This window comes from Halomonas sp. H10-9-1 (genome assembly GCF_040147005.1).
Classification (GTDB): Bacteria; Pseudomonadota; Gammaproteobacteria; order Pseudomonadales; family Halomonadaceae; genus Halomonas.
Genome location: NZ_JAMSHO010000001.1, coordinates 1,872,572 through 1,895,228, shown reverse-complemented (window position 1 = coordinate 1,895,228; position 22,657 = coordinate 1,872,572). Strand labels below are relative to the sequence as shown.

Below are 22,657 nucleotides of genomic sequence, written 5' to 3'. Positions count from 1 at the left end.
GATGAAACACGGTCTGAAAGGACTGTGCGGTGCGGGAGCCCTGGTGCTCCCGCTCTCCGTGGGGTTTCCCGCACTGGCCCAGCAGCCGGTGATCGAGGACCTGACCGCGCAGCCCAGCACCTTCTATCAGCAGACGGAGACCCGTGAGTCGGCCGGTGGCAGCCTGGTGATCTTCAACCAGGTCCAGGAGCACCAGGAGGAGCTCCGCCGGCTGCGTGGCCAGGTCGAGGAGCTGCGTCATCAGCTCGAACAGCTGCGCGGGCAGACCCGCCAGCAATACATGGACCTCGAGGATCGCCTCGCCTCGCTGGCGGCCGGCGCGTCACCTCCCACCCTCAGTGACGCAGGCGGCGAGGGGGTCGACGAGCAGGTCGCCGAACGCGTGGCCGACGAAGCACCGGCCCCGAGCAGCGATGACCCCGACGCCCAGGCGGCCTATCAGCGGGCCTTCTCCAGCATCCAGGCACGCCAGTTCGAGGCCGCCATCGCCGCCTTCGACGCCTTCGTCGGCGACTATCCCGACAGCCGCCTGACGCCCAACGCCCACTACTGGCTGGGCGAGCTGCACTCCGCCGAGGGCCGCCTGGAACCCGCCGAGGCGGCCTTCCGCACGGTGCTTGACGACTATCCCGGCAGCAACAAGGTGCCCGATGCCCTCTACAAGCTGGGCCTGCTCAAGGCACGCCAGGGCCAGCCGGACGCGAGCCGGGCGCTGCTCGAGCGGGTGCGCGAGGAGCACCCGGAGAGCTCCGCGGCGGGGCTGGCAGGGGACTTCCTGCGCGAGTCCGGCAACTGATCAAGGAGAGCCAATGACCACCTGCAAGATCGACTACCAGGCGCCGAGCGAGCTGCTGGACGGCCGCGTGATCCTGGTCACCGGTGCCGGCGACGGCATCGGCCGAACCGCGGCGCTCACCTATGCCCGACACGGCGCTACGGTGATCCTGCTGGGACGAACCACCGCCAAGCTGGAGGCGGTGTACGACGAGATCGAGGCCGCCGGCGGCCCCCAGCCGGCGATCTTCCCGCTGAACTTCGAGGGCGCCACCCTCAAGGACTACCACGACATGGCCGAGACCCTGGACCGGGAGTTCGGCCGCCTGGACGGCATCCTGCACAACGCCGGGCTGCTGGGGCGCATCATGCCCTTCGAGCAGTGCAATCCCGAGCTCTGGGAGCAGGTGATGCAGGTCAATATCAACGGGCCGATCTGGATGACCCAGGCGTTGCTGCCGCTGCTCAAGAGCTCGCCAGACGCCTCGGTGATCTTCACCTCGTCAGGCGTGGGCAGGAAGGGGCGCGCCTACTGGGGGGGCTACGCGGTCTCCAAGTTCGCCACCGAAGGCTTCGTGGAGGTGCTCGCCGATGAGCTCGAGCACCTGGGCAACATCCGGGTCAATAGCCTCAACCCCGGCGCCACTCTCACCCAGATGCGTCGCACCGCCTATCCGGGCGAGGACCCCGCCAGCCTGCTCACTCCCGAGGCGATCATGCCTACCTACCTGTGGCTGATGGGCCCGGAGAGCCGCGGCCACAATGGCGAGCGCTTCGACGCCCAGCCACCGAAGGCCTGAGCTTACCGGCTTGCGCCGCCATTCGTAGTTCTCAATTCAGCGCCGCCGCCAGCGCCTCGCCGGTCTCGAACCAGAGGTCGGCGGGCCAGGCACGATAGTCGTCGCCTTCCTCTACATAGCCCCAGCCTACCGCCACCGCCGGCATGCCGGCGGCGCGGGCGGCCTGGATGTCACGCAGGTGATCGCCCAGGTACCAGCACGCCGGTGGATCGACGGCGAGGCGGCGGGCGGCCTCCAGCAGCGGGGCCGGGTCAGGCTTCTTCACCGGCAGGTCATCGGCGCAGAGCAGCGCTCCCGGCGACAGCCCCAGGGCCGCCACCAGGGGCTCGGCGTAGGCGCGCGGCTTGTTGGTGACGATACCCCAAGGACGCTTGGCCGCCTCCCAGGCCGCCAGCAACGGCACCAGCTCGGGAAAGACGCAACTCTCCTCGGCCACCGCCTCGCCGTAGGCGGCGAGCAGCAGGCTACGCGCCTCATCGTGTCCCGGCGCGTCGCGCGCCAGGCCCAGGGCGAGTTCGACCAGCGCACTGCCGCCGTTGGAGACCTGGGCGCGAATCGCCGGATAGGGCAGGGCGGGGAGGCCGTGGTGGGCGCGCAGGGCATTGGTGGCCCTGGCCAGGTCCGGCGCGGTATCCACCAGGGTGCCGTCGAGATCGAAGAGCAGGGCCGCGGGGCGGGGCATCGTCGTCACGCCTCCTCGCGCCGGCAGTGCATCAGGTAGTTGACCGAGACATCGGTCGGGTGCAGCCGGTAGCGGCGACTCAGGGGGTTGAAGACCAGGCCACTCTGCTCGCGCACCTCCAGGCCCGCCCGCCGGCACCATCCAGCCAGCTCGGCGGGACGGATGAACTTGGCATAGTCGTGGGTGCCGCGGGGCAACATGCGCAGCAGGTACTCGGCTCCGACCACCGCCAGGGCCAGGGCCTTGGGATTGCGGTTCAGGGTCGAGAAAAACACCTGGCCACCGGGCTTGACCAGGGTCGCGCAGGCGCGCACCACCGAGCCCGGGTCGGGTACGTGCTCGAGCATCTCCAGGCAGGTGACCACATCGAAGCTTCCCGGCGCCTCCTCGGCCAGGGCCTCGACGCTGACCCGGCGGTACTCGATCTCGACTCCACTCTCCTCGGCATGCAGGCGGGCCACCCCCAGTGGGGCCTCGCCCAGATCGATGCCGGTGACCCGGGCGCCGCGATGGGCCATGCCCTCGGCGAGGATGCCGCCGCCACAGCCGACATCCAGCACCCGCCGCCCGGCCAGGCCGGCACGCGCGTCGATAAAGTCCAGGCGCAGCGGGTTGATATCGTGCAACGGCTTGAACTCCCCGGTGGCATCCCACCAGCGTCCCGCCAGGGCCTCGAACTTGGCAATCTCGCCGGGATCCACATTCTCCGCTGAGGTTGATGTTGCGCCCATCTGCGCTCTCCGTTGCTGGTTCATGGTACAGGCCTCGGCCAGGTTGTTGGCGTGACGCTACAGTCGCTGTCGTCGTGTCGACACAGTGGCAGGCCTGGTCGCGTCCGGTATCATGCCCATGATACCCGTTCCCGGGGAGGCATTCCCACGTCTCTCACCCGGGAAGGAACGCCGCTAGCCGCGGTGACACTCACTGATGCTGAGAGATCGACAAGGACTTCACCATGATTCGCAAGGCCGTGCTTCCCGTCGCCGGTTTCGGCACCCGCTGCCTGCCGGCCTCCAAGGCGATTCCCAAGGAGATGATCACCATCGTTGACCGTCCGGTGATCCAGTACGTGGTCCAGGAGGCGGTTGCCGCCGGCATCCGCGACATCGTGCTGGTGACCCACGGCAGCAAGGCCGCCATCGAAAACCACTTCGACAAGCACTTCGAGCTCGAGGCGAGCCTCGAGGCCAAGGGCAAGCACGCGCTGCTCGAGGAGCTGCGCGCCATCGTCCCCGACGACGTCAACATCATCAGCGTGCGCCAGCCGGAGCCGCTGGGACTTGGCCATGCGGTGCTGTGTGCCCGGCCGGTGATTGGCGATGACGCCCCCTTCGCCGTGCTGCTTCCCGACGTGCTGGTGGATGACGAGGGCCTCGAGGCCAACGACCTGGCCGGCATGCTGGAGGCCTTCGAGCACAGCGGCCATGCCCAACTGATGGTCGAGGAGGTGCCCCACGAGATGACCTGCAAGTACGGCATCGTCGACACCGGCGGTGAGACTCCCGCGCCGGGCGAGTCACGGCCGCTGGCCGGCGTGGTGGAGAAGCCCCCGGTGGAGGAGGCCCCCTCCGACCTGGCCGTGATCGGCCGCTATGTCCTGCCCGGCAGCATCTTCGCACTGCTCGCCGAGACTCCCCCCGGTGCCGGTGCCGAGATCCAGTTGACCGATGCCATCGAGACCCTGCGCGCCCGGGAGGGCGTCGACGCCTACAGAATGCGCGGCAAGACCTTCGACTGCGGCCATCAACTGGGCTACCTCGAGGCCACCCTCGCCTATGGGCGTCGCCACGCCCGCTTCGGCGAAGGCTTCCGCGAGCTGCTCGCGCGCTACGCCGGGGAGGCCTGAGCCATGCGTGTGCTGGTTCACGGCAGCGAGCTCTCTGCCGCTACCGCCGCCGCCGCCCTCAGTTGGGTGGGTCATGAGGTCACCTGGCTGCCGCATGCCGACCAGTCATGGCCGACCTTGCGGGGAGCCGATTGGCTGATCCGCGAGCCGCGCCTGCTCGACCAGCTCGAGGCCGGCCTGGCCGACGCCAGCCTGCGGCTGGCGACGAGCGCCGAAGAGGCCCTGCAACGGCCCCAGGAGGTGGTCTGGCTCTCGCTCTCGCCGGAGCAGCGCGGTGACCTCGATGGCCTGTTCGATGCCCTCGGGAGCCACGGCGGCCCGTCACGGCTGCTGGTCAACCACTCCACCTTCCCGGTGGGTGAGACCGAGCGACTGGAGTCCCGGCTGGGACAAGGCAGCCACGCCGTGGCCCTGTCGGACATGATCGAGGAGGGGCGCGCCTGGGAGACCTTCACCCGGCCCGGTCGCTGGCTGCTGGGCGTCGACGATGCCGGGGCGGAGGCGCAGGTGCGCGAGCTGTTGCGCGCCTTCAACCGGCGTCGTGAGGTGATCCAATGCATGCCGTGTCGCGCGGCCGAGCTCACCAAGCTGGCGATCAACGGCATGCTGGCCACTCGCATCAGCTACATGAACGAGGTGGCGGGGCTGGCCGACAGCCTGGGCGTCGACGTCGAGTTCGTGCGCCAGGGGATGGGCTCCGATCCACGCATCGGCTACGAGTACCTCTATCCCGGCTGTGGCTTCGGCGGCCCCAACTTCTCCCGCGACCTGATGCGCCTGGCCGACGTGCAGTCCGCCAGTGGGCGGCGCTCGGCGCTGCTCGAGCAGGTGCTCGACATCAACGAGCACAAGAAGGAAACCCTGTTCCGCAAGCTATGGGCGCACTTCCACGGCCGCCTGGAAGGGCGCCGCATCGCCATCTGGGGCGCCGCCTTCAAGCCCGGCACCGCGCGCATCGACCACGCCCCCGTGCTGACCCTGCTGCGGGCACTGTGGGCCGAGGGCGTGCATGTGCGCATCCACGACCCCGCGGCGCTGCCCGCCCTGCGCGAGGAGGTGGGGGACCACCCGCTGCTGGAGGGCTTCGACGGCGACCCGCTGGAGGCGTGCCGGGGGGCCGACGCCTTGATGCTGGTCACCGAATGGAAGGCCTACTGGAATCCCGACTGGCGGCGACTGGCCACGCTGCTGGACCAGCGCCTGGTGCTGGATGGGCGCAACATCTATGACCCGGCATGGGTCGCCGCCCAGGGCCTCCACTATCGGGGCATCGGCCGCCGCGCCGACCCCTGACCAGGGCGTCAGCGGCGCGGCGCGGCCGGACCCGAGAAGTTGGTGGTGGCGAATCGCCAGTTGGCCAGTGCCCAGAAGGCCGCCAGTGCCGCCGGCCCCTGCGTATCGGGGGCGTCGGCCAGGCGGAGGGCCAGCAGGGGCGTCAGGCCGCGGCTCAGGGGCACACTGCCCGCCTCCCCCATCATCAGGGCGACGCCTTCGCCATCACGCACCAGCCATGCCCAGCCGCCAGCGGGGCCGTCGACGACGGCCACTGCCATTGCCGCGCGCAGGCCCTCGAGGCCTCCCCAGCGCGCCTCGATGGCCGCCGCCAGGGCATCACCGGGAGCGCCGCTGCGCGGCGCGAGGGAGTGCCAGTGGAAGGTGAGGGCCCAGGCCTGCGCCGCCTGCTGGGCGATCTCGCCCTCGGCACCGAGGAGAATGGCCTCCAGGGGGCGCTCCGCCCAGGGCGTGCCGGCGACCAGCCGATTGAGGCGAGCCAAGCAGGCCCGCTGGAGCTCGCCGTGGCGCCGCTGCACGAGCGCGCGGGAGAGGTGCGGTTCCAGGGCCTTGGCGTCGTAGGGCAGGGCAGGCAGTTCGAATGACATCGGGTTTCCTTGGCGGCGAGGGCAATGGACAAGGGGCAATGGGAGGGACAGCGTTGGCGTCGTTCCGTGCGCCGGGGACCGCAAACCCAGTACACTGATCGCCGTGGTGTGGGCATGCCTTCGGGCGCCGCGGCATGATATCAGGCGACCCACATCCCGGCACCCCAGCCACGGCCACACAAGGAGTAGAGCATGGCAGAGCGTCCGGAACCGCGCCGCTACGCCGGACCGATCGTCCCGGATCCGGAAACCAGCCTGACGGCACACCGCCCCCGTTACCCCCAGCCGCCGCGGGTGTGGCCGCTGTGGTGGCTGGTGCTGATGCTCAGCGGCGCCCTGGGGACCATGGGCTGGTTCGGCTGGCAGGAGCGTCAGCGCCTGGAGGTCGAGGCGGCGCGGCTGAGCGGGGAGCTCTCCAATGTTCACGCACGCTTCGATGCCACCATCGGCGAAGGTGATGCCCTCGCGCGACAGGGCGCGCGCCTCGACGCCCTGGAGCGTCAGGTCGCGACCCAGGAACGACGCTTCGGCGTGGTCGAGGAGGACCTCGCCGCGGGACTCGAGCGTCTGGAGGGGCTGATCGATCGCCAGGAGACGCGCCTGTCCCGCATGGGCGAAGCCGCCGCGACCCGCGAGGCGACACTCGCCGCCTTCCAGGACTCCCTCGACGCCCTGGAGCGGACCGGCGAGGAGGGGCGTGGCGCCCTCGCGGGGCGTCTCGGCCTGCTCGGCGAGGCCCACGAGCGGCATGACCGACGCCTCGCCGAACTGCAGGCGCAGGCCATCGACGGTGATGCCCTCGAGGCGCTGCGGGAGCGCCAGGCAGACCGCCAAGCGGAACTGCGCTCACGCCTCGAGGCGCTGCAGGCACGGGTCGCCTCGCTTGCCGACACGCTTGAAGGTGTCGACGAGGCGCGGGAAGATGACCGCCAACAACAGGATGCCCTGCGCCAGCGCCTCGTCGCGCTCGAGGCCGAGGCGGGCGAACTGCGGCGCAGCCAGCTTGCGCTGAGCGCCCGCCTCGAGGCACTCAGGCCTTGAGGCAGGTGCGCACAGGGCATCCCGACGAGTCGCAGACGGCAAGGCGTAGGGATATGGAAAATCGCGTGGGAGTGCGCCTGATCGCGGCGACTCTGGTGCTGGGCCTGCTGCCCGCCCCGGACGTGCTGGCCATCGAGGCCCGCCTCCAGGGGATCGAGGGCAGTGTGGCGGATAACGTGCGCCACTACCTGGCGGGCCTGGACGAGACCCAGTACAGCCGAGCACGGCTGGAGGGTGAGGCCCTGCGTCGCGCCAGTGAGGCGATGCGTGTCTACGGCTACTACGAACCGCAGATCGAGGCCCGCCTGGCACAGGGCGAGGCCCCCGAGTCGGTCGAGCTCGTCATCGAGCCGGGCCCGCGGGTGCGTATCGAGACCCTCGACTTCCGCCTCGAGGGGGATGCCCGGGAGGACCCTCCCTTCCAGGAGGCCATCGACGCCTTTCCCCTCAGCGTGGGTGAGGCCCTGGTTCACGCGCCCTACGACAGCCTGCGCGACCGCCTGGCCAACCTCGCCCTGGAGCGCGGCTACTTCGAGTGGCGCTATGCCGAGCGCCGCATGGAAGTGCGACCCTTTGAGGAGAGCGCCAGGCTCTACCTGACCCTGGAGAGTGGTCCGCGCTATCGCTTCGGTGACGTCGCCATCGCCGGTAGCCATATCGAGCCACAGCGCCTGCGCCGGATGCTGCCCTTCGCCCCCGGCGACCCCTACCTGGCCGGAGACCTGGCCACCTTCAACCAGCGCCTGGGGCAGACCGAGTGGTTCCGTTCCGTCACCGTGAAACCGCGACTGCAGGGCTCGCCCCTGGCCCTGAACGAGGCCAAGCCGGGCTGGCTCCAGGCGGTGGCCACCGAGGGGGAGGGGCGCTACGCCGTGGCGCCGCGCATCTCCGGGGCGGCCCTGGCGGGGACGGCGACGCTGATAGCGAGGCAGGAAGCGTTCCCCGCGGTCCCCATCGACGTCAACGTGGCGCCGGCCGACCGCCACCAGTTCGTGGCCGGTGTCGGCTACGCCACCGACGTGGGGCCGCGAATGCGCTTCTCGTGGGAGCAGCCGTGGATCAACCGCTATGGCCACGGCCTCGACCATGACCTCTACCTCTCGGCTCCCGAGCAGCGCTTCGGAGGCGTCTACTCGCTGCCGCTCGACAACCCCCTGCGCGACAGCTATCGCTTCCAGTACGAGCTCAGCCACAAGGACAACGACGACACCCGTTCGCTGGAGGCCACCATGGAAGGGGCGCGCCGCTGGGAGTTCGATAACGGCTGGATCCAGCACCTCTACGTGCGCACCACCTACGAGGACTTTACCCAGGGCAACGACAGCGAGCAGGTGCTGCTGCTCTACCCCGGCGTCCGCTGGTCGCGCACCCGGACCCGCAACCCGACGTTCCCCACCTGGGGCGACCGCCAGCAGCTGAGCCTGGAGGTCTCCGATGGGCTGTGGGGCTCCGACGCCGACTTCCTGCGCCTCACCGGCGAGTCTCGCTGGATTCGCAAGATCGGTGCCAACAACCGCGTGGTGACCGGGGTCGGCGTCGGCGCCATCGAGACCGATGACTTCTCGCTGATCCCTCCGTCGCTGCGCTTCTTCGCCGGCGGCGACAACAGCGTGCGTGGCTACGGCTACGAGAGCCTCTCGCCGCGTGACGACGAGGGCAAGCTCAGCGGAGGCCAGCAGCTCTTCACCTACAGCCTCGAGTGGCAGCACCGTGTGACCGGCGACTGGTGGGGGGCGGCCTTCATCGATACCGGTGACGCCTTCGACGACTGGGGCCCCGACGACCTCAATACCGGCGCGGGGCTGGGCGTACGCTGGATCTCCCCGGTCGGCCCGATTCGCCTGGATATCGCTCACCCGTTCGACGACGAGGACAATTCGTGGCGCCTACATTTCGCCATCGGTCCAGAGTTCTGACTCTGCTCTGGGCGTTGATTCGCCTGCTGATCCTGTTGCCCCTGTGGCTCTTCGGCCTGGTGTTCTTCACCCTGGGACTGGGGCTCTCCCCCTGGGGCACAGGACTGCTGCTCGACCAGGGCCAGCGGATGGGCATCTTTACCCTCGAGGCCTACGAGGGCGCTCCCCTCGACCGCCTGCTCCTCGAGGGCTTCGCCATGCAGGCCGGACCGGCCAGCGTGGCCGTGCGTCGACTCGAGCTGGAGTGGTCGGAGGAGTGCGTGCTCTCCGGCCGGCTCTGCCTGGAGGTGCTGGGCGTGGAGGGCGCCCGGGTGCGCCTGGCCGAGGGCGCAGCGGATGACGAGGAACCGTCTCCCTCCGGCGCTCCCCCCGGGGCGATCGAGCTGCCATTTCCCATCGAGCTGCGGCGTGTCTTTTTCGATGACGTCGAAGTGCTGCTTGCCGACGGTACGCGGCTGCGCTGGGATCACTTCAGCACCGGCGCCACGGCCGAGGGCGATACCCTGAGCCTGCTGCCCACCCGCCTGGCCGGCACTCGCCTGCTGCTGCCGCTCTCGCCCGGGGCTCAGCTGGCACTGGGCGAGGCCGAGGCCGAGGGGCCGCGCCTTGCCGCCGAGGCCATCGATGCCGCCGTCACCGTGCACTCGCCGCTGCCCGACGAGGTGGCCGCCTCCACCCAGGGACTGGCGGCCAGTGCCCTGGAGGAGCAGCCGCGGCGCGCGTTGCCCGAGGTGGCCCTGCCACTGCGTGTGGCGGTGCCGGAGCTGCTGGTGGAAGACAGCGCGGTCGAGGGGTCCGTGGAGTACGGGGTCGAGCGCCTCGCCCTGTCGCTGTTCGGCGAGGGGCACACCCTGGAGGTGCGCCCGTTGGAGATCACGACGCGTGACGGCGACGCCAGCCTCTCGGCCGCCATTACCCTGAGCGGCGACTACCCCCTGGAGCTGCGCCTCGAGAGCGCCCTGTGGCTACCCGATGTCATGCCGGCCCTGGCCGGACAGCGCATCGCGCTCGGTCTCGATGGCAGCCTCGCCGGCCTGCTGATGCGGCTGAACCTCAGCGGCCCGGTCGACCTGGCCCTGGATGCCCGTCTCGATGTCCTGGAGCCGACCCTGCCGTTCACCGCCAGCCTGGCGAGCGACCTGGTGCAGTGGCCGCTGCCCGGCAGCGTCGACGAGCAGGGCGATGCCGTCGAGCCCTGGGTGGTGGAGGATATCGCCGTGCGCCTGGAAGGAAGCCTGGTGGACTACCGCCTGGCGGCCTCGCTTACCGCCGAGGGTCCCGAGCTGCCCTTTACCCGCCTCGCCCTCACCGGCGATGGCGACCTGTCCCGGTTCTCCTGGGCTCCGCTCTCGCTCTCCCTGGGCGATGCCTCCGTCGTCAGCCGCGGGGAGGTCGCCTGGGACGAGGGGCTCGCGGTGGATGCCGAGGTGCGCCTCGACAACGTCGACCCCGGACGCTTCGTCGAGGGCCTGCCCGGCCGTCTCGATGGCGACGTGACGGCGACGTTTCACCAGGCCGAGGAGGGCTGGAGCCTGGCGGTGCCGAACCTGGCCATCGATGGCGAACTGCAGGGGCGATCGCTCGCCCTGCACGCCGAACTCGAGGGCGACAGCGCGATGCGCTGGGATATCACCACCCTGGATTTCCGCCAGGGAGAGAACCGCCTGCAACTGGCGGGGCAGGTGAGCGAGCCGAGTCTCGACCTCGCGGGGGAGCTCGACATGCCGGACCTGGCCAGCCTGCACGAGGCCCTGTCGGGTCGCATCGGCGGCCGGCTCGAGGCCGCCGGCAGCCTGGCGACACCCAGGCTCGAGGTGGATCTGAGCGGCGAGTCGCTGGCCTTCGCCGACAATCGGCTGCGTCGTCTCGGCCTGGTTGGCCGGGTCAGCGGCCTGGAGGATCCCGCCATGGAGCTGACGCTGGACCTTGCCGGCCTCGAGGGCGGTGGCCAGCGCCTCGACGAGGTCGCCCTGGCCCTCGATGGCCGCCTCTCCGACCACCGCCTGACCCTGGACGCCGCGGCACCGTCGGGCCTGCCGCTGTCCCGCGCCGCCCTGGTGCTGGAGGGGGGGCTCGATACGGCACGCACCCACTACGCGGGCCGGCTATCCCGCCTCGAGGTCGATGCCGAGCAGGGCGACCTGCGCCTCGACGGCCCCGCGCTGTTCGCCGCCGACCTGAAGCAGGGCAGCACACGGGTGCAGCCCTTCTGCCTGAGTCGACGCCAGGGCGGCAGCCTGTGCCTGGTCGAGCCCATGGCCGCCTCGGCGGAGGGCGGCGAGGTCAGCCTCAGGCTGGCGGAGCTGCCCATGGCGCTGCTCGACGCCTTCCTGCCCGAGCCCTGGTCGGCGGAGGGCATGACCGAACTGGATCTCGATGCCGGCTGGGGAGCGGGCGGAAGCTGGCGGGCCACGGGTCGCCTGCAGAGCCGTCTGGCGCTGGATGGCCAGGACGCCTACGGCCAACCCTGGTCGCTGCCGGAGGCGCGCCTCGATGGTCGGATCCGTGCCGATGAGCGCGCCGTGGAGCTCTCCCTGGAGCTCGGCCTCGCGCAGGCCGGCGGCCTGGCCCTGGAGACACGCATCGACGATCCCGCCGGGGAAGGGCGCCTGTCCGGCAACCTTGCCCTCGACGGGCTGCACCTGTCGCCCTATCGCAACCTGGTCACCGGCATGGAGAGCCTGGAGGGGAGCCTCGCCGGCCGCGTCGACCTGACGGGGAGCCTGGAGTCGCCGGAGATGCGCGGGGCTATCGCCCTGCGCGGGCTAGAGGCCAGCGGTGCCGACGTGCCTGTGGCAGTGCGCGACGGCGAGGTGGGCATCGAACTCGCCGGCACGACGGCAACCATTCAGGGCTTCATCGAGGCCGAAGAGGGGCGCCTTGTGATCGCCGGCGAGGCCGCCTGGCCCGCGTCGGATGCGTGGCGCGCCGATGTCTCCCTCAACGCCCGGGATCGACCGCTGCTGGCGGTGTTGCCCGAGTTCGGGCAACTGCGCATCGCCCCCGACCTGCAGTTGCGTGCCCGACCGACCCTGCTGCAGGTGCGGGGTGATGTCCAGGTCCCCTGGGCGCGCCTGGAGGTGGGCGAGCTGCCGCCCTCGGCGGTGGCACCCAGCGCCGACGAGGTGATCATCACCCGACAGGATGACGAGCGCGCCCGACGCGAGGCCGAGCGTGCCGCGGCTGCGGATGCCGTCGGCGAAGACACCGCCGACGCCATGGCCGAGGCCGGCATGGCGCTGGACGTGCAGATCGGCCTGCGCCTGGGGCCGGACATGCAGCTTTCCGCCTACGGGCTCGAGTCCGGCCTCTCCGGCACCCTGGAGGTGCGCCAGCAGGACGGCCCGGTGCAGCTGTTCGGTGACGTCAGCCTGGTAGATGGCCGCTTCCGCGCCTACGGGCAGGATCTGCTGATCCGCGAGGGGCAACTGCTGTTCAGCGGTCCGCCGAGCCAGCCGCTGCTCAACTTCGAGGCGGTGCGCAACCCCGACGCCACCCAGGATGAGGTGATCGCCGGCCTAAGCGTCACCGGCACCGCGTCTTCGCCGCAGCTAAGGGTATTCTCGGAACCGGCCATGGACGAGGCCAGTGCACTCTCCTACCTGCTGCGCGGCCGGGCGCCTAACGACAGCGACACCGATGGCGCCCTGACCTCGGCGCTGGTGGGGATGGCGGTCGGCCAGGCCGGCGGCGCGGTGGGCAGCATCGGCCAGGCCTTCGGCGTCTCCGATCTCACCCTGGACACCGCCGGCAGCGGCGAAGACAGCCAGGTGACCCTCAGTGGTCAGCTGACCGACGACTTCGAGGTGCGCTATGGGGTGGGGGTCTTCTCGCCCATCGCCGAACTCACCCTGCGTTACAACATCTGGCGCAGCCTCTACCTGGAAGCGGTCTCGGGAACCGCCCAGGCGGTGGACCTGGTCTATACCTTCAGCCGCCGGGGCAACCCCCGGATTCTCGACGACGACCAGTGAAGGAAAGGAGAGAACCATGACCCTCGACCCCACCCGGGCCCTGCCCGGACGCGCTACCCCGCTCGCCATCGGCGGCGTGCACGTGGTCAATGGCCGCACGCTGCTGCCACCCTTTCCCGCGGGCATGGAGGAGATCGTACTGGGACTGGGCTGCTTCTGGGGCGCCGAGCGGCTGTTCTGGCAGCTGCCGGGCGTCCATGTCACCGCCGTGGGCTACGCCGGCGGCATCACCCCCAACCCCACCTACGAGGAGAGCTGTACCGGGCTCACCGGTCACGCCGAGGTGGTGAGGGTGGTGTACGACCCTGCCGAGATCGATCTCGAGACGCTGCTGCGGACGTTCTGGGAGGCCCACGACCCCACCCAGGGAGACCGCCAGGGCAATGATGTCGGCCCGCACTACCGCTCGATCATCCTGACCACCAGCGACGCGCAGCACGCGGCCGCCGAGCACAGCCGCGACGCCTATCAGCGGGCGCTGTCCCGGGCCGGGGGCGGACCCATCACCACCGAGATCGCGCCGCTCGAGGCCTTCTACTACGCCGAGGAGTATCACCAGCAGTACCTGCACAAGAACCCCGGCGGCTACTGCGGCCTGCGCGGCACCGGGGTCGCTTGCCCGCTCGGCTGAGGCGCCGCCGGATTCGGGCTCAGTCGGGGAAGGCGGGGGTGAGGTTGTGCGCCCCCTCGGCGGTGACCGCCAGGTTGTCCTCGATGCGGATGCCGCCGTGGTCGGCGAGGCGCTCGACCAGACCCCAGTCGACGTCATCCCGCCCACGATGGGCCGCCAGCAACATCGGGATCACGTAGAACCCGGGTTCGATGGTCACCACCATGCCGGGCGCAAGCGTGCGGGTCAGGCGTAGCGCCGGGTCCGTTGCCGGCGGCGGCAGTGGGCGGCCCGCCGCGTCGACGCGTCCGGCGACGTCATGCACCTGCACGCCCAGCAGGTGCCCCAGGCCGTGGGGGCAGAAGGCGCGGGTCAGGCCGCTCGCCACCGCCGCCTCGGCAGAACCGCGGAAAATTCCCTGATCGACCAGCAGCCCAGCCAGCTCGTCGTGCATCTGGCCCTGCAGCGTGACGAAGTCGATCCCCGGCGCCAGGGCCGCCGCCAGGCGATCCTTGATGCCCGTGACTCCCGCGATCAGCGGGGCGAAGGCCGGGGCGGCGTCCGCTCCGGCCCAGCTGCGGGTGATATCGGCGCAGTAGCCGCGGTGACGATGACCGGCGTCCACCAGCAGGCTGCGACTCGCACCGGGCGCCTGGCGATCATAGTGCTGGTAGTGCAACACCCCGCCGTGGGCGTTGGCGCCGACGATGTTCGCGTAGGGCAGCTCGCTCTCGCGCTGGCGAGAGGCACCCAGGTAAGCGAGCTGGATATCGAGCTCGGCGCCACCGTCGAGAAAGCAGCGTCGCGCCGCGGCGTGCCCCGCCAGGGCCTGGCGGTTGGCCTCGCCGATGCACGCCACCTCGTAGGCGCTCTTGCGCACCCGGCCTTCATCCAGGGCGGCGAGCAGCGCCGGCGGGTTAAGCTCGGCCCCTAGTGCCCGGGCCTGGCCGGCATCGACGTCGCCAATCACCGCGCAGCGGCACCCGGCGGGCAGCGCCGGCGGCGTCTCGAAACGGCCGCGCTCGACCTCGAAGCGGGCCACCCAGGCCTCCTCGGGCAGAGATGCGGCCAGGTGCCAGAAGTCTTCCGGGGCATGCAGATAGAGACGCGGCGCCTGGCCGGGGCGTACCAGCAACCAGCTGTGGGCGAGCTGGGCCTGGCCGGTCCAGTGCACGAAGTGGCCATAGGCGACGAAGCTCGCCTCCTGGTCGTCAGCGAAGTGGCAGCGTGGCCGGCCGCTGTAGATCAGCACGCCGTCCAGGGCGTGGCGGCCGAGAAGCTCCGCGTAGCTGCGCTCCAGGGCGTCGAGGTGGCGCCCCTGGAGGGGGTCGAGATTGGTTGTCATGGTGGCGCTCCGCTCAAGCGGGTGGGGGAAGGTGTCACGAGGGCATCCCAGAGAGCCGTCACCGCCGGCTGCTGGTTATCGGCGCGCCGGAACAGGCGTATCTCCACCGGCACCTGCCAGCGCTCGCCGCCGGCCGGCACCAGCTCGCCGCTGGCCAGCGCTCCGCGCACGCCGGCTTCGGGCAGCCAGCCCAGGCCGTAGCCCAGGCTGACCAGCTCGCGGATATTGCTGCTCTGGATGCTCTCGTTGAGGATGCTGAAATCGGGGGTGTCGCCGAGTCGGGCAAGGTGGGCCTGGATCGCGGCAGCGGTCAGTCCACGGGGGTGATAGGCGATCAACGGGAGGCGCGAGGCGCCCTCCAGCGCGAAGCGGGGACGCCCGTCCGCCTCCACCAACGAGACGGGGATCAGCCACTCGCCGGCCAGCCGGCAGGAGAGGGTGTCCTGGAGATCGGGTTCGATGCCGCACGGCTCCACGGGCCAGTAGCAGAGCACCAGGTCGCACTCGTCCCGTGCCAGGGCGCGGAAGAAGTCGTCCACCAGCCAGCCGGTGGCGCGCAGGTCGGGAACGATCGGTGGCGGTACCACCCAGCGCCCCAGCCAGCCGGGCAGGAAGTCGCGCAGCAGGCTCTGGGGGGCCGCCAGGCGGATGCGCCCGGCCTGCTGGTCGGCAAGCTGGGCGAGGCGACGGCGACCATCCGCCAGGCGCTGGGTCACGTCATGACACAGCTCCAGGAACTCCTCGCCGGCCGGCGTCAGCGACAACGGCAGCGTCTGGCGGTTGACCAGCACGGTGCCCATCTCCTCCTCCAGCAGCTTGATGCGCCGCGAGAACGTTGGCTGGGTGACGTTCTGCTGTTCGGCGGCCCGCGAGAAATGTCGCGTGCGTGCCAACGCTATGAAGTCCTCGAGCCAGCGCAGCTCCATGTCTTCTCCCGACGCCGTTGCAAGGGGGCAGTATGCCAGATGCCTGCGGGACTCATGCGATGCGGCCTTCCTCGACCCCGTGACAGGCGACCCGACTGCCATCGTCACGGGCGATCAGCGCGGGCACCTCCTGGCGACAGCGCGCGTTGGCATGCGGGCAGCGGGCATGGAAGACGCAACCCGAGGGCAGGTGGACCGGCGTGGGTACCTCGCCTTCGAGACGGATATGTTGCGGCCGGTCGTCCTCCAGCCGCGGGATCGCCGACAGCAGCGCCCGGGTGTAGGGGTGGCGCGGCGTGGCGAAAAGCGTCGCCGTGGATGCCACCTCGCACACCCTGCCTAAGTACATCACCGCCACCCGGGTGCCGAAGTGCTCCACCACGGCGAGGTCATGGGTGATGAACAGGTAGGTCAGGTGGCGGTCGCGCTGGGCGTCCATCAAGAGGTTCAGCACCTGGGCCTGGATCGAGACGTCCAGCGCCGAGATCGGCTCGTCGGCGACGATGAACTCCGGGTCCACCGCCAGTGCCCGGGCGATGGCGATGCGTTGGCGCTGGCCGCCGGAGAACTCGTGGCCGTAGCGCTTGCCCCAGTCGGTGGCGATGCCCACCGACGCCATCACCTCGTCGACCTGGTCACGGACCTGCTGGCGGCTCCAGTCGGGGTGGTGCAGGCGGATGGGCTCCTCCAGGGTCTGCTGGATGGTCATGCGTGGATTGAGTGACGCATAGGGGTTCTGGAAGATCATCTGCATGCGTCGGCGGTAGGGCATCAGCGCCTGGGTCGAAAGGTCATCGATGCGCTGGCCGTCGTAGTGGATCTCGCCGGCCGTGGGGTGGAGCAGGCCCATCACGGTGCGTGCCACCGTGGACTTGCCGCAGCCCGACTCGCCGACCACACAGAGCGCTTCGCCGCGCTGGATCTCCAGGTCCACGCCGTTGATGGCGTGGACGTACTCCTGTTCGCGCACCAGCCTGCCGCCCTTGAACTTGAGCTGCTCCAGGAAGTCGCCGGAGAGCGAGAAACGCTTCTCCAGGCCGCGAATCTCCAGCAGCGGGCGAGTCGCCTGGGCCTCGCTGGCGGCTGGCCTTGCGAGGGTAGCGGTAACGGTAGCGGTCATCGTGTTGTTTCCTCCGCCGGAATGCGTTCCTGATCGAGCATCTCGGCCACCATGTGGCAGGCCACCCGGCAGTTGCCGGAGGCCACGAACTCGGGCACCCGGGTGCGACAGGCGGGTCGCTCGCTGCCATCGGCGCGGGTGACGAAGCCGCAACGGGGGTGGAAGGCGCAGCCGCTGGGCAGGTTGTCCAGCGAGGGCATGCTGCCGGGAATCTGGTTGAGCCGGCTGCCCGGCGTGGCCATCTGCGGCAGGGCGTTCATCAACCCCTGGGTATAGGGGTGCTGGGGGTCGTTGATGATCTCGCGGGTCGGACCCTGCTCGATCACCCGGCCGGCGTACATCACCAGCATGCGCTGGGTCACCTGGCTGACCACGCCGAGGTCGTGGGTGATCAGGATCAGGCCGACGTTGTGCTTCTCGCACAGCTCCAGCAGCAGGTCCATGATCTCGGCCTGGATGGTGACATCCAGCGCCGTGGTGGGCTCGTCGGCGATGATGATGTCCGGGTCGAGCAGCAGGGCGATGGCGATGATCACGCGTTGACGCATGCCGCCGGAGAGCTCATGGGGATACTGGTCGAGGCGCGCCTCGGGGGAAGGGATATGCACCTGTTCGAGCTTGCGCAGGGCGATGGCACGGGCCTCGCGGCGACCGATGCGGCGATGGGCCTTGAGGCACTCCACCATCTGCTCACCGATGGAGAGCACCGGATTGAGCGTCATCATCGGGTCCTGGAAGATCATCGAGATGCGGTTGCCGCGGATCTTGCGCAGGCCGCGGTCGTGCATCCCGGTGAGCTCCTGGCCCTCGAAACGGATGCTGCCGCCGGCGATGTAGCCAGGCTTGGCGATCAGGTTGAGCAGGCTGAATGCCGCGACCGACTTGCCGGCACCGGATTCACCGACGATGCCCAGGCGCTCGCCGCGGTCCAGCGAGAAGCTGACGTCACGCAGCGCCTTGACGTCGCCCTGGCGCAGGGCGAAGCGCACATCGAGCTGGTTGACTTCGAGAAGAGACATGGAAACTCCGTTGGCGTCATCAGCCCTTGTATAGGCGTGGGTTGAGCACGTCGCGCAGCCAGTCGCCGAGCAGGTTGATCACCAGCACCAGCACCACCAGCACGGCCCCCGGAATCAACGTGATCCACCACGAGCCGGACTGGATGTAGTCGAAGCCCGACTTGATCAGCGAGCCCAGCGACGGGTGGGTCTCGGGCATGCCCAGCCCCAGGAAGGAGAGGGCGGCCTCGGAGATGATGGCGTTGGCCACCTGCACCGTGGAGATGACGAAGATCGGCGACAGGGTGTTGGGCAGGATGTGCCGGAACATGATGCGCCGGCTGGGCAGGCCCATGGTGCGCGCGGCATCCACGTACTCCTTGCCCTTCTCGGCCAGCACCGAGGCACGCACCGTACGCGCATACTGGGGCCATTCGGCCAGCCCGATGATCAACACCAGCAACGGCACCGCGTAGGCACTGAAGGTGGCGCTGCCGAAGATCGCCTTGACCAGGGCGCCGACCACGATGGCCACCATCAGGGTGGAGAAGGAGAGCTGGATATCGGCCAGGCGCATCAGGAAGGCGTCGATGCGCCCGCCCAGGTAGCCGGCCAGCAGGCCGAAGATCACGCCCAGCAGCGCCTGCAGGGCCACGGCCCCGAAGCCGATGATCAGCGATACCCGGGCGCCATACAGGATGGTGGAGAGCAGGTCGCGCCCCTGGGCGTCGGTGCCCATCAGGTAGGCGGGGTCGCTGCCGTCGATCCAGAAGGGCGGCAGCTCCGAGGCCATGATGTCGATCTGCGCCAGGTCGTAGGGGTTCATCGGCGCCAGCCACGGCGCCAGCACCGCGCAGGCCACGAAGGCGATGAACACCGCAAGGCTAAGCTGTGCGATCGGATCGCGCTTGAAGCTGTAGAGCAGGAAGGAGTCGCGTAGCCGCATCCAGCGGCTCGGCAGGGGCGGGGCCTGCAGGGGAGAGGTCCGGGTAGTCATGCGGGTTTCCCTGTCAGCTTGACGGTGGGGTTGACCAGGCCGTAGATCAGGTCGACCAGCGTATTGGTGACCACGAAGATCAGGCCGACGATCATCAGATAGGTGACGATCAGCGGGATATCGGAGTGGTTGATGGCGTTGAGGAACATCAGCCCCATGCCGGGCCACTGGAACACCGTCTCGGTAAGAATGGTGTAGGCGACCAGGGTACCGATCTGCACCCCGCCGACGGTGATCACCGGCAGCATGGTGTTCTTGAGCGCGTGCAGGAAGTAGATACGGCCCAGGCGGATGCCCTTGGCGCGGGCAAACTTGATGTATTCAGACTGCAGCACCTCGAGCATCTCGGCGCGGATCAGGCGAATGAACAGCGGCAGCATGATCGAGGCCAGGGAGATGGCCGGCAGGACCAGGTAGATCAACCCCTCGGTGGAGGCGAAGTTGGTGTACCAGGTACCGAACACGTGCACCGGGTCGCCGCGCCCGTAGGCGGGCATGCCTCCTTCGGTGGTGATCAGGCCGTTGAGCCAGCTGCCCCAGACGCTATCCGCGGGAAAGGGCGACCAGGTCACGCCGATGGCGAACAGCTGGATCAGCACGATGGCGGTGAGAAACACCGGAATCGAGATACCGACGATGGAGACCCCCATGAAGAATCGCGACAGCAGGGCGCGCGGCCGGATGGCGCTGTAGACCCCGATGGGCACCGACAGCAGCACGATCAGCAGGGTGGTGGCCGCCACCAGCTCCAGGGTCGCCGGCAGGTGACGCAGCACCACCTCGGTGGTCGGCTCGTTGAAGATGTAGGAGTAGCCGAAGTCGAGCTGGACGGCATTACCGGCGAAGCGCAGGTACTGGGCCAGGAAGGGGTCGTTGAGACCGAGCTCCTCGCGCAGGGCCTCGCGCTCGCTCTCCGGCACCGACTGACCGACCATCTGCTGGATGGGGTCGCCGAGGTTGTCCTGGATGGAGAAGGCGATGATGCTGATGACGAACATCACCAGCAGCGCATGGAAGAGGCGCTTGATCAGGAAGGCGATCATGAAAGGTTCCTGTGGGCATACAGGCGGCAACGCACCCGCGGCCGGAGTGCGTCGCTCGTTGTCTGGGGTGGCGAATGACCGGGATGACGCCGGCCCTCGCCGGCGTCGGGGTCACTACTCCTCGTCGATGACCAGGTCCCCGAGGTAAGGGAAGTTCATCACGTTGAGCACCGGCTCGATATTGACGCTGGGCGCCGCGGCCCAGGCCAGGTCCTGCCAATGCAGGGGCACGAAGGCGGCCTCGTCGTAGAGGGTCTGCTCGACCTGCTGGAGCATCGCGGCCCGCGTCTCGAGGTCGACCTCCAGGTTGGCCTCGGCCACCAGCGTGTCGAGCTCCGGGTTGCAGTAGTTGCCGGCGTTGTACTGGCCGGCACCGGTGTCGGCATCGGGGCAGGCGGTGAGGTACTCGTGGAAGTTGGCGCTGTCCTCGGTGTCGGAGTGCCAGCCGATCAGCATCATGTCGGCGGCGCGGTCGTCATACTCGCCCCAGTACTGCGCCTTGGGCAGGGTCTTGAGATCCACGTCGACATTGATGCGCGCCAGCATGGTGGCCACCGCCTGGGCGATCTTGGCATCGTTCACGTAGCGGTTGTTGGGCGCCATCATGGTGATCTCGAAGCCATCGGCGTAACCCGCCTCATCCATCAGCGCCTGGGCCTTCTCCAGGTCATAGCGACGCTCCAGCGAGTCGATATGAGCGGCATAGCCCTCCGGAGAGAACTGAGCAGCCGGCGTGGCGAAGCCCTTCATCAAGCGATCGGCGATGGCGTCCTGGTTGATGGCATAGGCAAAGGCCTGGCGCACGCGCGGATCCTGGAAGGCCTCGACGCGCTCCTGGTTCATATGGAAGAAAATGATGCGGGTGCCGGACATGGTCACCAGCTCGGCGGCATCGCTCTCGCGCACGCGATCGAGATCGTTGGGCGGCACCGGGGCGATGAAGTCGACGTCACCGGAGAGCAGGGCGGCCACCCGAGTGGCGTTCTCGCTGATCGGGGTCAGCACGATGGTGTCGACGTTGCCCGGCGACTCGCTGTCCCAGTAGTTCGGGTTGCGCTCGAACTCCATGCGCACGCCCTTGCGATGCTCCACCACGGTGTAGGGACCGGTGCCGGAGAGGTTCGCGGAGGCGAAGGAGTTGCCGTTCTTGACGATCTCGTCCTTGGGGTCGCCATCCTCGTCGGTGCCGCTGTAGAAGGCACTGTCCATGGGGAAGATATAGGTGGCCAGGTTGAGCAGCAGCGGGTAGGGCTCCGCGGTCTTGAACTCCACCGTGGTGTCGTCGATGGCGGTGACGCTCTCGATGGGCGCGAAGATCGCCTTGAAGTCGGGGCTGCGCTTGAGGCGCTCCACGGTCCACACCACGTCCTCGGCGGTAAAGGCGTTGCCAGTGTGGAACGCGACCCCGTCGCGCAGGCTCATGCGCATGGTGGTGTCGTCAACCTGCTCCCAGGCGGTGGCCAGGCGCGGCTCGAACTCCAGGTCCTGGGTCCAGCGCACCAGCGGGTCGTGGGTCATGTGCGACAGCTGCAGGATGCCACCGGAGAGCTGCTCATGGATATCCAGCGAGACCGGGTCGGCATCGTAGGCCATGCGCAGGGTGGTCTCGGCGCTGGCGGTGGCGGGCAGCAGGGCCGCGCCGGTCATGGTGGCGCCGACGACGGCGGCGAGGAGGGTGCGCTTGAACTTCATGTCGGGTTCCCTTTCGAGGTTGTTGTTGGTGCGTGGTCACCGCACACGGCTTGCAGCCCTCAACATAGAGACCCGACGGGGCCCAGCACAATCGAAATTCCGACTGGCGTCATGCGCAATATGAATAAATCAGTATTGAATAATACGAAAGTGGAATATCTGCCGTCCGGCTCCCAGGGGGCCGCCGGACGGCGACGGTGCTCAGTCGGCGGGGGTGGCGCTGTGGATCCGATAGAGGTCGGCCGCCTCGTCGAGGCCAGCAATGGTGCACTCGAGATCCTTGACGCGGCCGTCGGCGAGGCCATAGACCCAGCCGTGAAGCCAGATGTCCTGCCCCCGCTGCCAGGCGTGCTGGACGATCTTGGTGCGGCTGAGGCGGGTCACCTGGGCGCGAGCATTGAGTTCGCACATGCGGTCGACACGCTCGTCGATCGGCAACGGCGCCAGTTCGTCGCGGTGCTGATAGTAGAGCTCGCGAACCGAGTGCAACCAGTTGTCGACCATGCCGTTGTCGCCGCCCTGGATGGCGGCACGCACGCCGCCGCAGCCGTAGTGGCCTACCACCATGATATGACGAACCTTGAGCACGTCGACGGCGTACTGCAACACCGAAAGGGCGTTGAGGTCGTTGTGGTGCACCAGGTTGGCGACGTTGCGGTGCACGAAGACCTCGCCGGGCGGCAGGGCGATGATCTGGTTGGCGGGGACCCGGCTGTCCGAGCAGCCGATCCACAGGTAGTCGGGATTCTGCTGGTTCGACAGTCGGGTGAAGAAGCCGGGATCGTCTCGGCAGACCTTATCGGCCCAGGCGCGGTTGTTCTCCAGCAGGGTCTCGATTTCCTTCCTCATGGGTGGCCTCGTCGCGTGGTGGGCATAGTGGGAATTGGCGCCTTTTTTTACCGCTCCCCCGCGGGGCGGTCAACACGCCAGCCTGTCACCCCTGCGACGCGGCGCCGCCATGCCGTTGCCATACCATCGCTGCTATCATCGTCGCATGAATCCATGGGTTCGCC

19 protein-coding genes are annotated in these 22,657 nt (G+C 69.1%); 8 read left to right on the top strand and 11 right to left on the bottom strand.

The annotated features are described in order from the left end of the window. Nucleotide 1 precedes the first annotated feature (1 nt). Together ybgF and NFH66_RS08750 are read left to right on the top strand one after the other, a co-directional pair. Nucleotides 2–796, top strand: coding sequence for a tol-pal system protein YbgF (gene ybgF / locus NFH66_RS08755; RefSeq protein ID WP_349609920.1), 795 nt, complete (start codon nt 2–4; stop codon nt 794–796). 13 nt (nt 797–809) lie between these two features. After that, nucleotides 810–1,574 carry a YciK family oxidoreductase gene (locus NFH66_RS08750; protein ID WP_349609918.1) on the top strand — a complete coding sequence of 255 codons (765 nt, stop codon included), beginning with the start codon at nt 810–812 and terminating at the stop codon, nt 1,572–1,574. A gap of 31 nt (nt 1,575–1,605) precedes the next feature. Here the strand turns inward: NFH66_RS08750 and NFH66_RS08745 are convergent, their stop codons facing one another. Then, nucleotides 1,606–2,256, bottom strand: a complete 651-nt coding sequence (locus tag NFH66_RS08745; protein WP_349609916.1) for an HAD-IA family hydrolase — start codon at nt 2,254–2,256, stop codon at nt 1,606–1,608. Between the two features lie 5 nt (nt 2,257–2,261). Beyond that, nucleotides 2,262–2,987 (bottom strand): bifunctional 2-polyprenyl-6-hydroxyphenol methylase/3-demethylubiquinol 3-O-methyltransferase UbiG, encoded by a 726-nt coding sequence (gene ubiG / locus NFH66_RS08740; RefSeq protein ID WP_349609914.1) that lies wholly within the window; start codon nt 2,985–2,987, stop codon nt 2,262–2,264. 224 nt (nt 2,988–3,211) lie between these two features. Here ubiG and galU point away from each other — a divergent pair, with 224 nt between their 5' ends. Then, nucleotides 3,212–4,102, top strand: coding sequence for a UTP--glucose-1-phosphate uridylyltransferase GalU (gene galU / locus NFH66_RS08735; RefSeq protein WP_349609912.1), 891 nt, complete (start codon nt 3,212–3,214; stop codon nt 4,100–4,102). A 3-nt stretch (nt 4,103–4,105) separates the two neighbouring features. Beyond that, nucleotides 4,106–5,395, top strand: coding sequence for a nucleotide sugar dehydrogenase (locus tag NFH66_RS08730; RefSeq protein WP_349609910.1), 1,290 nt, complete (start codon nt 4,106–4,108; stop codon nt 5,393–5,395). A gap of 8 nt (nt 5,396–5,403) precedes the next feature. Here NFH66_RS08730 and NFH66_RS08725 read toward each other — a convergent pair whose 3' ends face one another. Next, the gene (locus tag NFH66_RS08725) at nt 5,404–5,982 is read right to left on the bottom strand and encodes a superoxide dismutase (RefSeq protein ID WP_349609908.1); all 579 of its coding nucleotides are present in this window, start codon (nt 5,980–5,982) and stop codon (nt 5,404–5,406) included. Nucleotides 5,983–6,174: 192 nt separating this feature from the next. Between NFH66_RS08725 and NFH66_RS08720 the strand changes: the two genes are divergently transcribed. The 4 genes from NFH66_RS08720 to msrA are packed head-to-tail and all read left to right on the top strand — an operon-like array spanning nt 6,175 to nt 13,544. Further along, nucleotides 6,175–7,023 carry a coiled-coil domain-containing protein gene (locus NFH66_RS08720; protein WP_349609906.1) on the top strand — a complete coding sequence of 283 codons (849 nt, stop codon included), beginning with the start codon at nt 6,175–6,177 and terminating at the stop codon, nt 7,021–7,023. Between the two features lie 53 nt (nt 7,024–7,076). Continuing rightward, entirely contained in the window at nt 7,077–8,939 is a 1,863-nt protein-coding gene (tamA, locus tag NFH66_RS08715; RefSeq protein ID WP_349609903.1) for an autotransporter assembly complex protein TamA, read from the top strand. Continuing rightward, nucleotides 8,903–12,913, top strand: a complete 4,011-nt coding sequence (tamB, locus tag NFH66_RS08710; RefSeq protein ID WP_349609901.1) for an autotransporter assembly complex protein TamB — start codon at nt 8,903–8,905, stop codon at nt 12,911–12,913. The genes tamA and tamB overlap by 37 nt, the downstream gene beginning before the upstream one ends. Before the next feature lie 16 nt (nt 12,914–12,929). Continuing rightward, nucleotides 12,930–13,544, top strand: coding sequence for a peptide-methionine (S)-S-oxide reductase MsrA (msrA, locus tag NFH66_RS08705; RefSeq protein WP_349609899.1), 615 nt, complete (start codon nt 12,930–12,932; stop codon nt 13,542–13,544). Nucleotides 13,545–13,563: 19 nt separating this feature from the next. Here the strand turns inward: msrA and pepQ are convergent, their stop codons facing one another. The 8 genes from pepQ to can form a co-directional block, all read right to left on the bottom strand. Next, the gene (gene pepQ, locus NFH66_RS08700) at nt 13,564–14,868 is read right to left on the bottom strand and encodes a Xaa-Pro dipeptidase (protein WP_349609898.1); all 1,305 of its coding nucleotides are present in this window, start codon (nt 14,866–14,868) and stop codon (nt 13,564–13,566) included. Continuing rightward, on the bottom strand, nt 14,865–15,794 hold the full coding sequence (locus NFH66_RS08695) for a LysR family transcriptional regulator (RefSeq protein WP_349609896.1): 930 nt from the start codon (nt 15,792–15,794) through the stop codon (nt 14,865–14,867). The genes pepQ and NFH66_RS08695 overlap by 4 nt, the downstream gene beginning before the upstream one ends. 52 nt (nt 15,795–15,846) lie before the next feature. Next, the gene (locus tag NFH66_RS08690; RefSeq protein ID WP_349609895.1) at nt 15,847–16,914 is read right to left on the bottom strand and encodes an ABC transporter ATP-binding protein; all 1,068 of its coding nucleotides are present in this window, start codon (nt 16,912–16,914) and stop codon (nt 15,847–15,849) included. Beyond that, nucleotides 16,911–17,933, bottom strand: a complete 1,023-nt coding sequence (locus NFH66_RS08685) for an ABC transporter ATP-binding protein (RefSeq protein ID WP_349609894.1) — start codon at nt 17,931–17,933, stop codon at nt 16,911–16,913. Before NFH66_RS08685 ends, NFH66_RS08690 begins: the two co-directional genes overlap by 4 nt. Nucleotides 17,934–17,952: 19 nt before the next feature. After that, nucleotides 17,953–18,909, bottom strand: coding sequence for an ABC transporter permease (locus NFH66_RS08680; protein WP_349609892.1), 957 nt, complete (start codon nt 18,907–18,909; stop codon nt 17,953–17,955). Beyond that, nucleotides 18,906–19,952, bottom strand: a complete 1,047-nt coding sequence (locus tag NFH66_RS08675) for an ABC transporter permease (RefSeq protein ID WP_349609890.1) — start codon at nt 19,950–19,952, stop codon at nt 18,906–18,908. The genes NFH66_RS08680 and NFH66_RS08675 overlap by 4 nt, the downstream gene beginning before the upstream one ends. 114 nt (nt 19,953–20,066) lie before the next feature. Continuing rightward, nucleotides 20,067–21,644 carry an ABC transporter substrate-binding protein gene (locus tag NFH66_RS08670; RefSeq protein WP_349609888.1) on the bottom strand — a complete coding sequence of 526 codons (1,578 nt, stop codon included), beginning with the start codon at nt 21,642–21,644 and terminating at the stop codon, nt 20,067–20,069. Nucleotides 21,645–21,845: 201 nt separating this feature from the next. After that, a complete protein-coding gene (can, locus tag NFH66_RS08665; RefSeq protein ID WP_349609886.1) occupies nt 21,846–22,493 on the bottom strand; it encodes a carbonate dehydratase in 648 nt (215 codons plus the stop codon). Between the last annotated feature and the right edge of the window lie 164 nt (nt 22,494–22,657).

Excerpts from the sequence above, each read along its gene's own strand:
- ybgF (WP_349609920.1), top strand. The coding sequence starts at position 2 with ATGAAACACGGTCTGAAAGGACTGTGCGGTGCGGGAGCCCTGGTGCTC.
- NFH66_RS08750 (WP_349609918.1), top strand. The coding sequence starts at position 810 with ATGACCACCTGCAAGATCGACTACCAGGCGCCGAGCGAGCTGCTGGAC.
- NFH66_RS08745 (WP_349609916.1), bottom strand. The coding sequence starts at position 2,256 with ATGCCCCGCCCCGCGGCCCTGCTCTTCGATCTCGACGGCACCCTGGTG.
- ubiG (WP_349609914.1), bottom strand. The coding sequence starts at position 2,987 with ATGGGCGCAACATCAACCTCAGCGGAGAATGTGGATCCCGGCGAGATT.
- galU (WP_349609912.1), top strand. The coding sequence starts at position 3,212 with ATGATTCGCAAGGCCGTGCTTCCCGTCGCCGGTTTCGGCACCCGCTGC.
- NFH66_RS08730 (WP_349609910.1), top strand. The coding sequence starts at position 4,106 with ATGCGTGTGCTGGTTCACGGCAGCGAGCTCTCTGCCGCTACCGCCGCC.
- NFH66_RS08725 (WP_349609908.1), bottom strand. The coding sequence starts at position 5,982 with ATGTCATTCGAACTGCCTGCCCTGCCCTACGACGCCAAGGCCCTGGAA.
- NFH66_RS08720 (WP_349609906.1), top strand. The coding sequence starts at position 6,175 with ATGGCAGAGCGTCCGGAACCGCGCCGCTACGCCGGACCGATCGTCCCG.
- tamA (WP_349609903.1), top strand. The coding sequence starts at position 7,077 with ATGGAAAATCGCGTGGGAGTGCGCCTGATCGCGGCGACTCTGGTGCTG.
- msrA (WP_349609899.1), top strand. The coding sequence starts at position 12,930 with ATGACCCTCGACCCCACCCGGGCCCTGCCCGGACGCGCTACCCCGCTC.
- pepQ (WP_349609898.1), bottom strand. The coding sequence starts at position 14,868 with ATGACAACCAATCTCGACCCCCTCCAGGGGCGCCACCTCGACGCCCTG.
- NFH66_RS08695 (WP_349609896.1), bottom strand. The coding sequence starts at position 15,794 with ATGGAGCTGCGCTGGCTCGAGGACTTCATAGCGTTGGCACGCACGCGA.
- NFH66_RS08690 (WP_349609895.1), bottom strand. The coding sequence starts at position 16,914 with ATGACCGCTACCGTTACCGCTACCCTCGCAAGGCCAGCCGCCAGCGAG.
- NFH66_RS08685 (WP_349609894.1), bottom strand. The coding sequence starts at position 17,933 with ATGTCTCTTCTCGAAGTCAACCAGCTCGATGTGCGCTTCGCCCTGCGC.
- NFH66_RS08680 (WP_349609892.1), bottom strand. The coding sequence starts at position 18,909 with ATGACTACCCGGACCTCTCCCCTGCAGGCCCCGCCCCTGCCGAGCCGC.
- NFH66_RS08675 (WP_349609890.1), bottom strand. The coding sequence starts at position 19,952 with ATGATCGCCTTCCTGATCAAGCGCCTCTTCCATGCGCTGCTGGTGATG.
- NFH66_RS08670 (WP_349609888.1), bottom strand. The coding sequence starts at position 21,644 with ATGAAGTTCAAGCGCACCCTCCTCGCCGCCGTCGTCGGCGCCACCATG.
- can (WP_349609886.1), bottom strand. The coding sequence starts at position 22,493 with ATGAGGAAGGAAATCGAGACCCTGCTGGAGAACAACCGCGCCTGGGCC.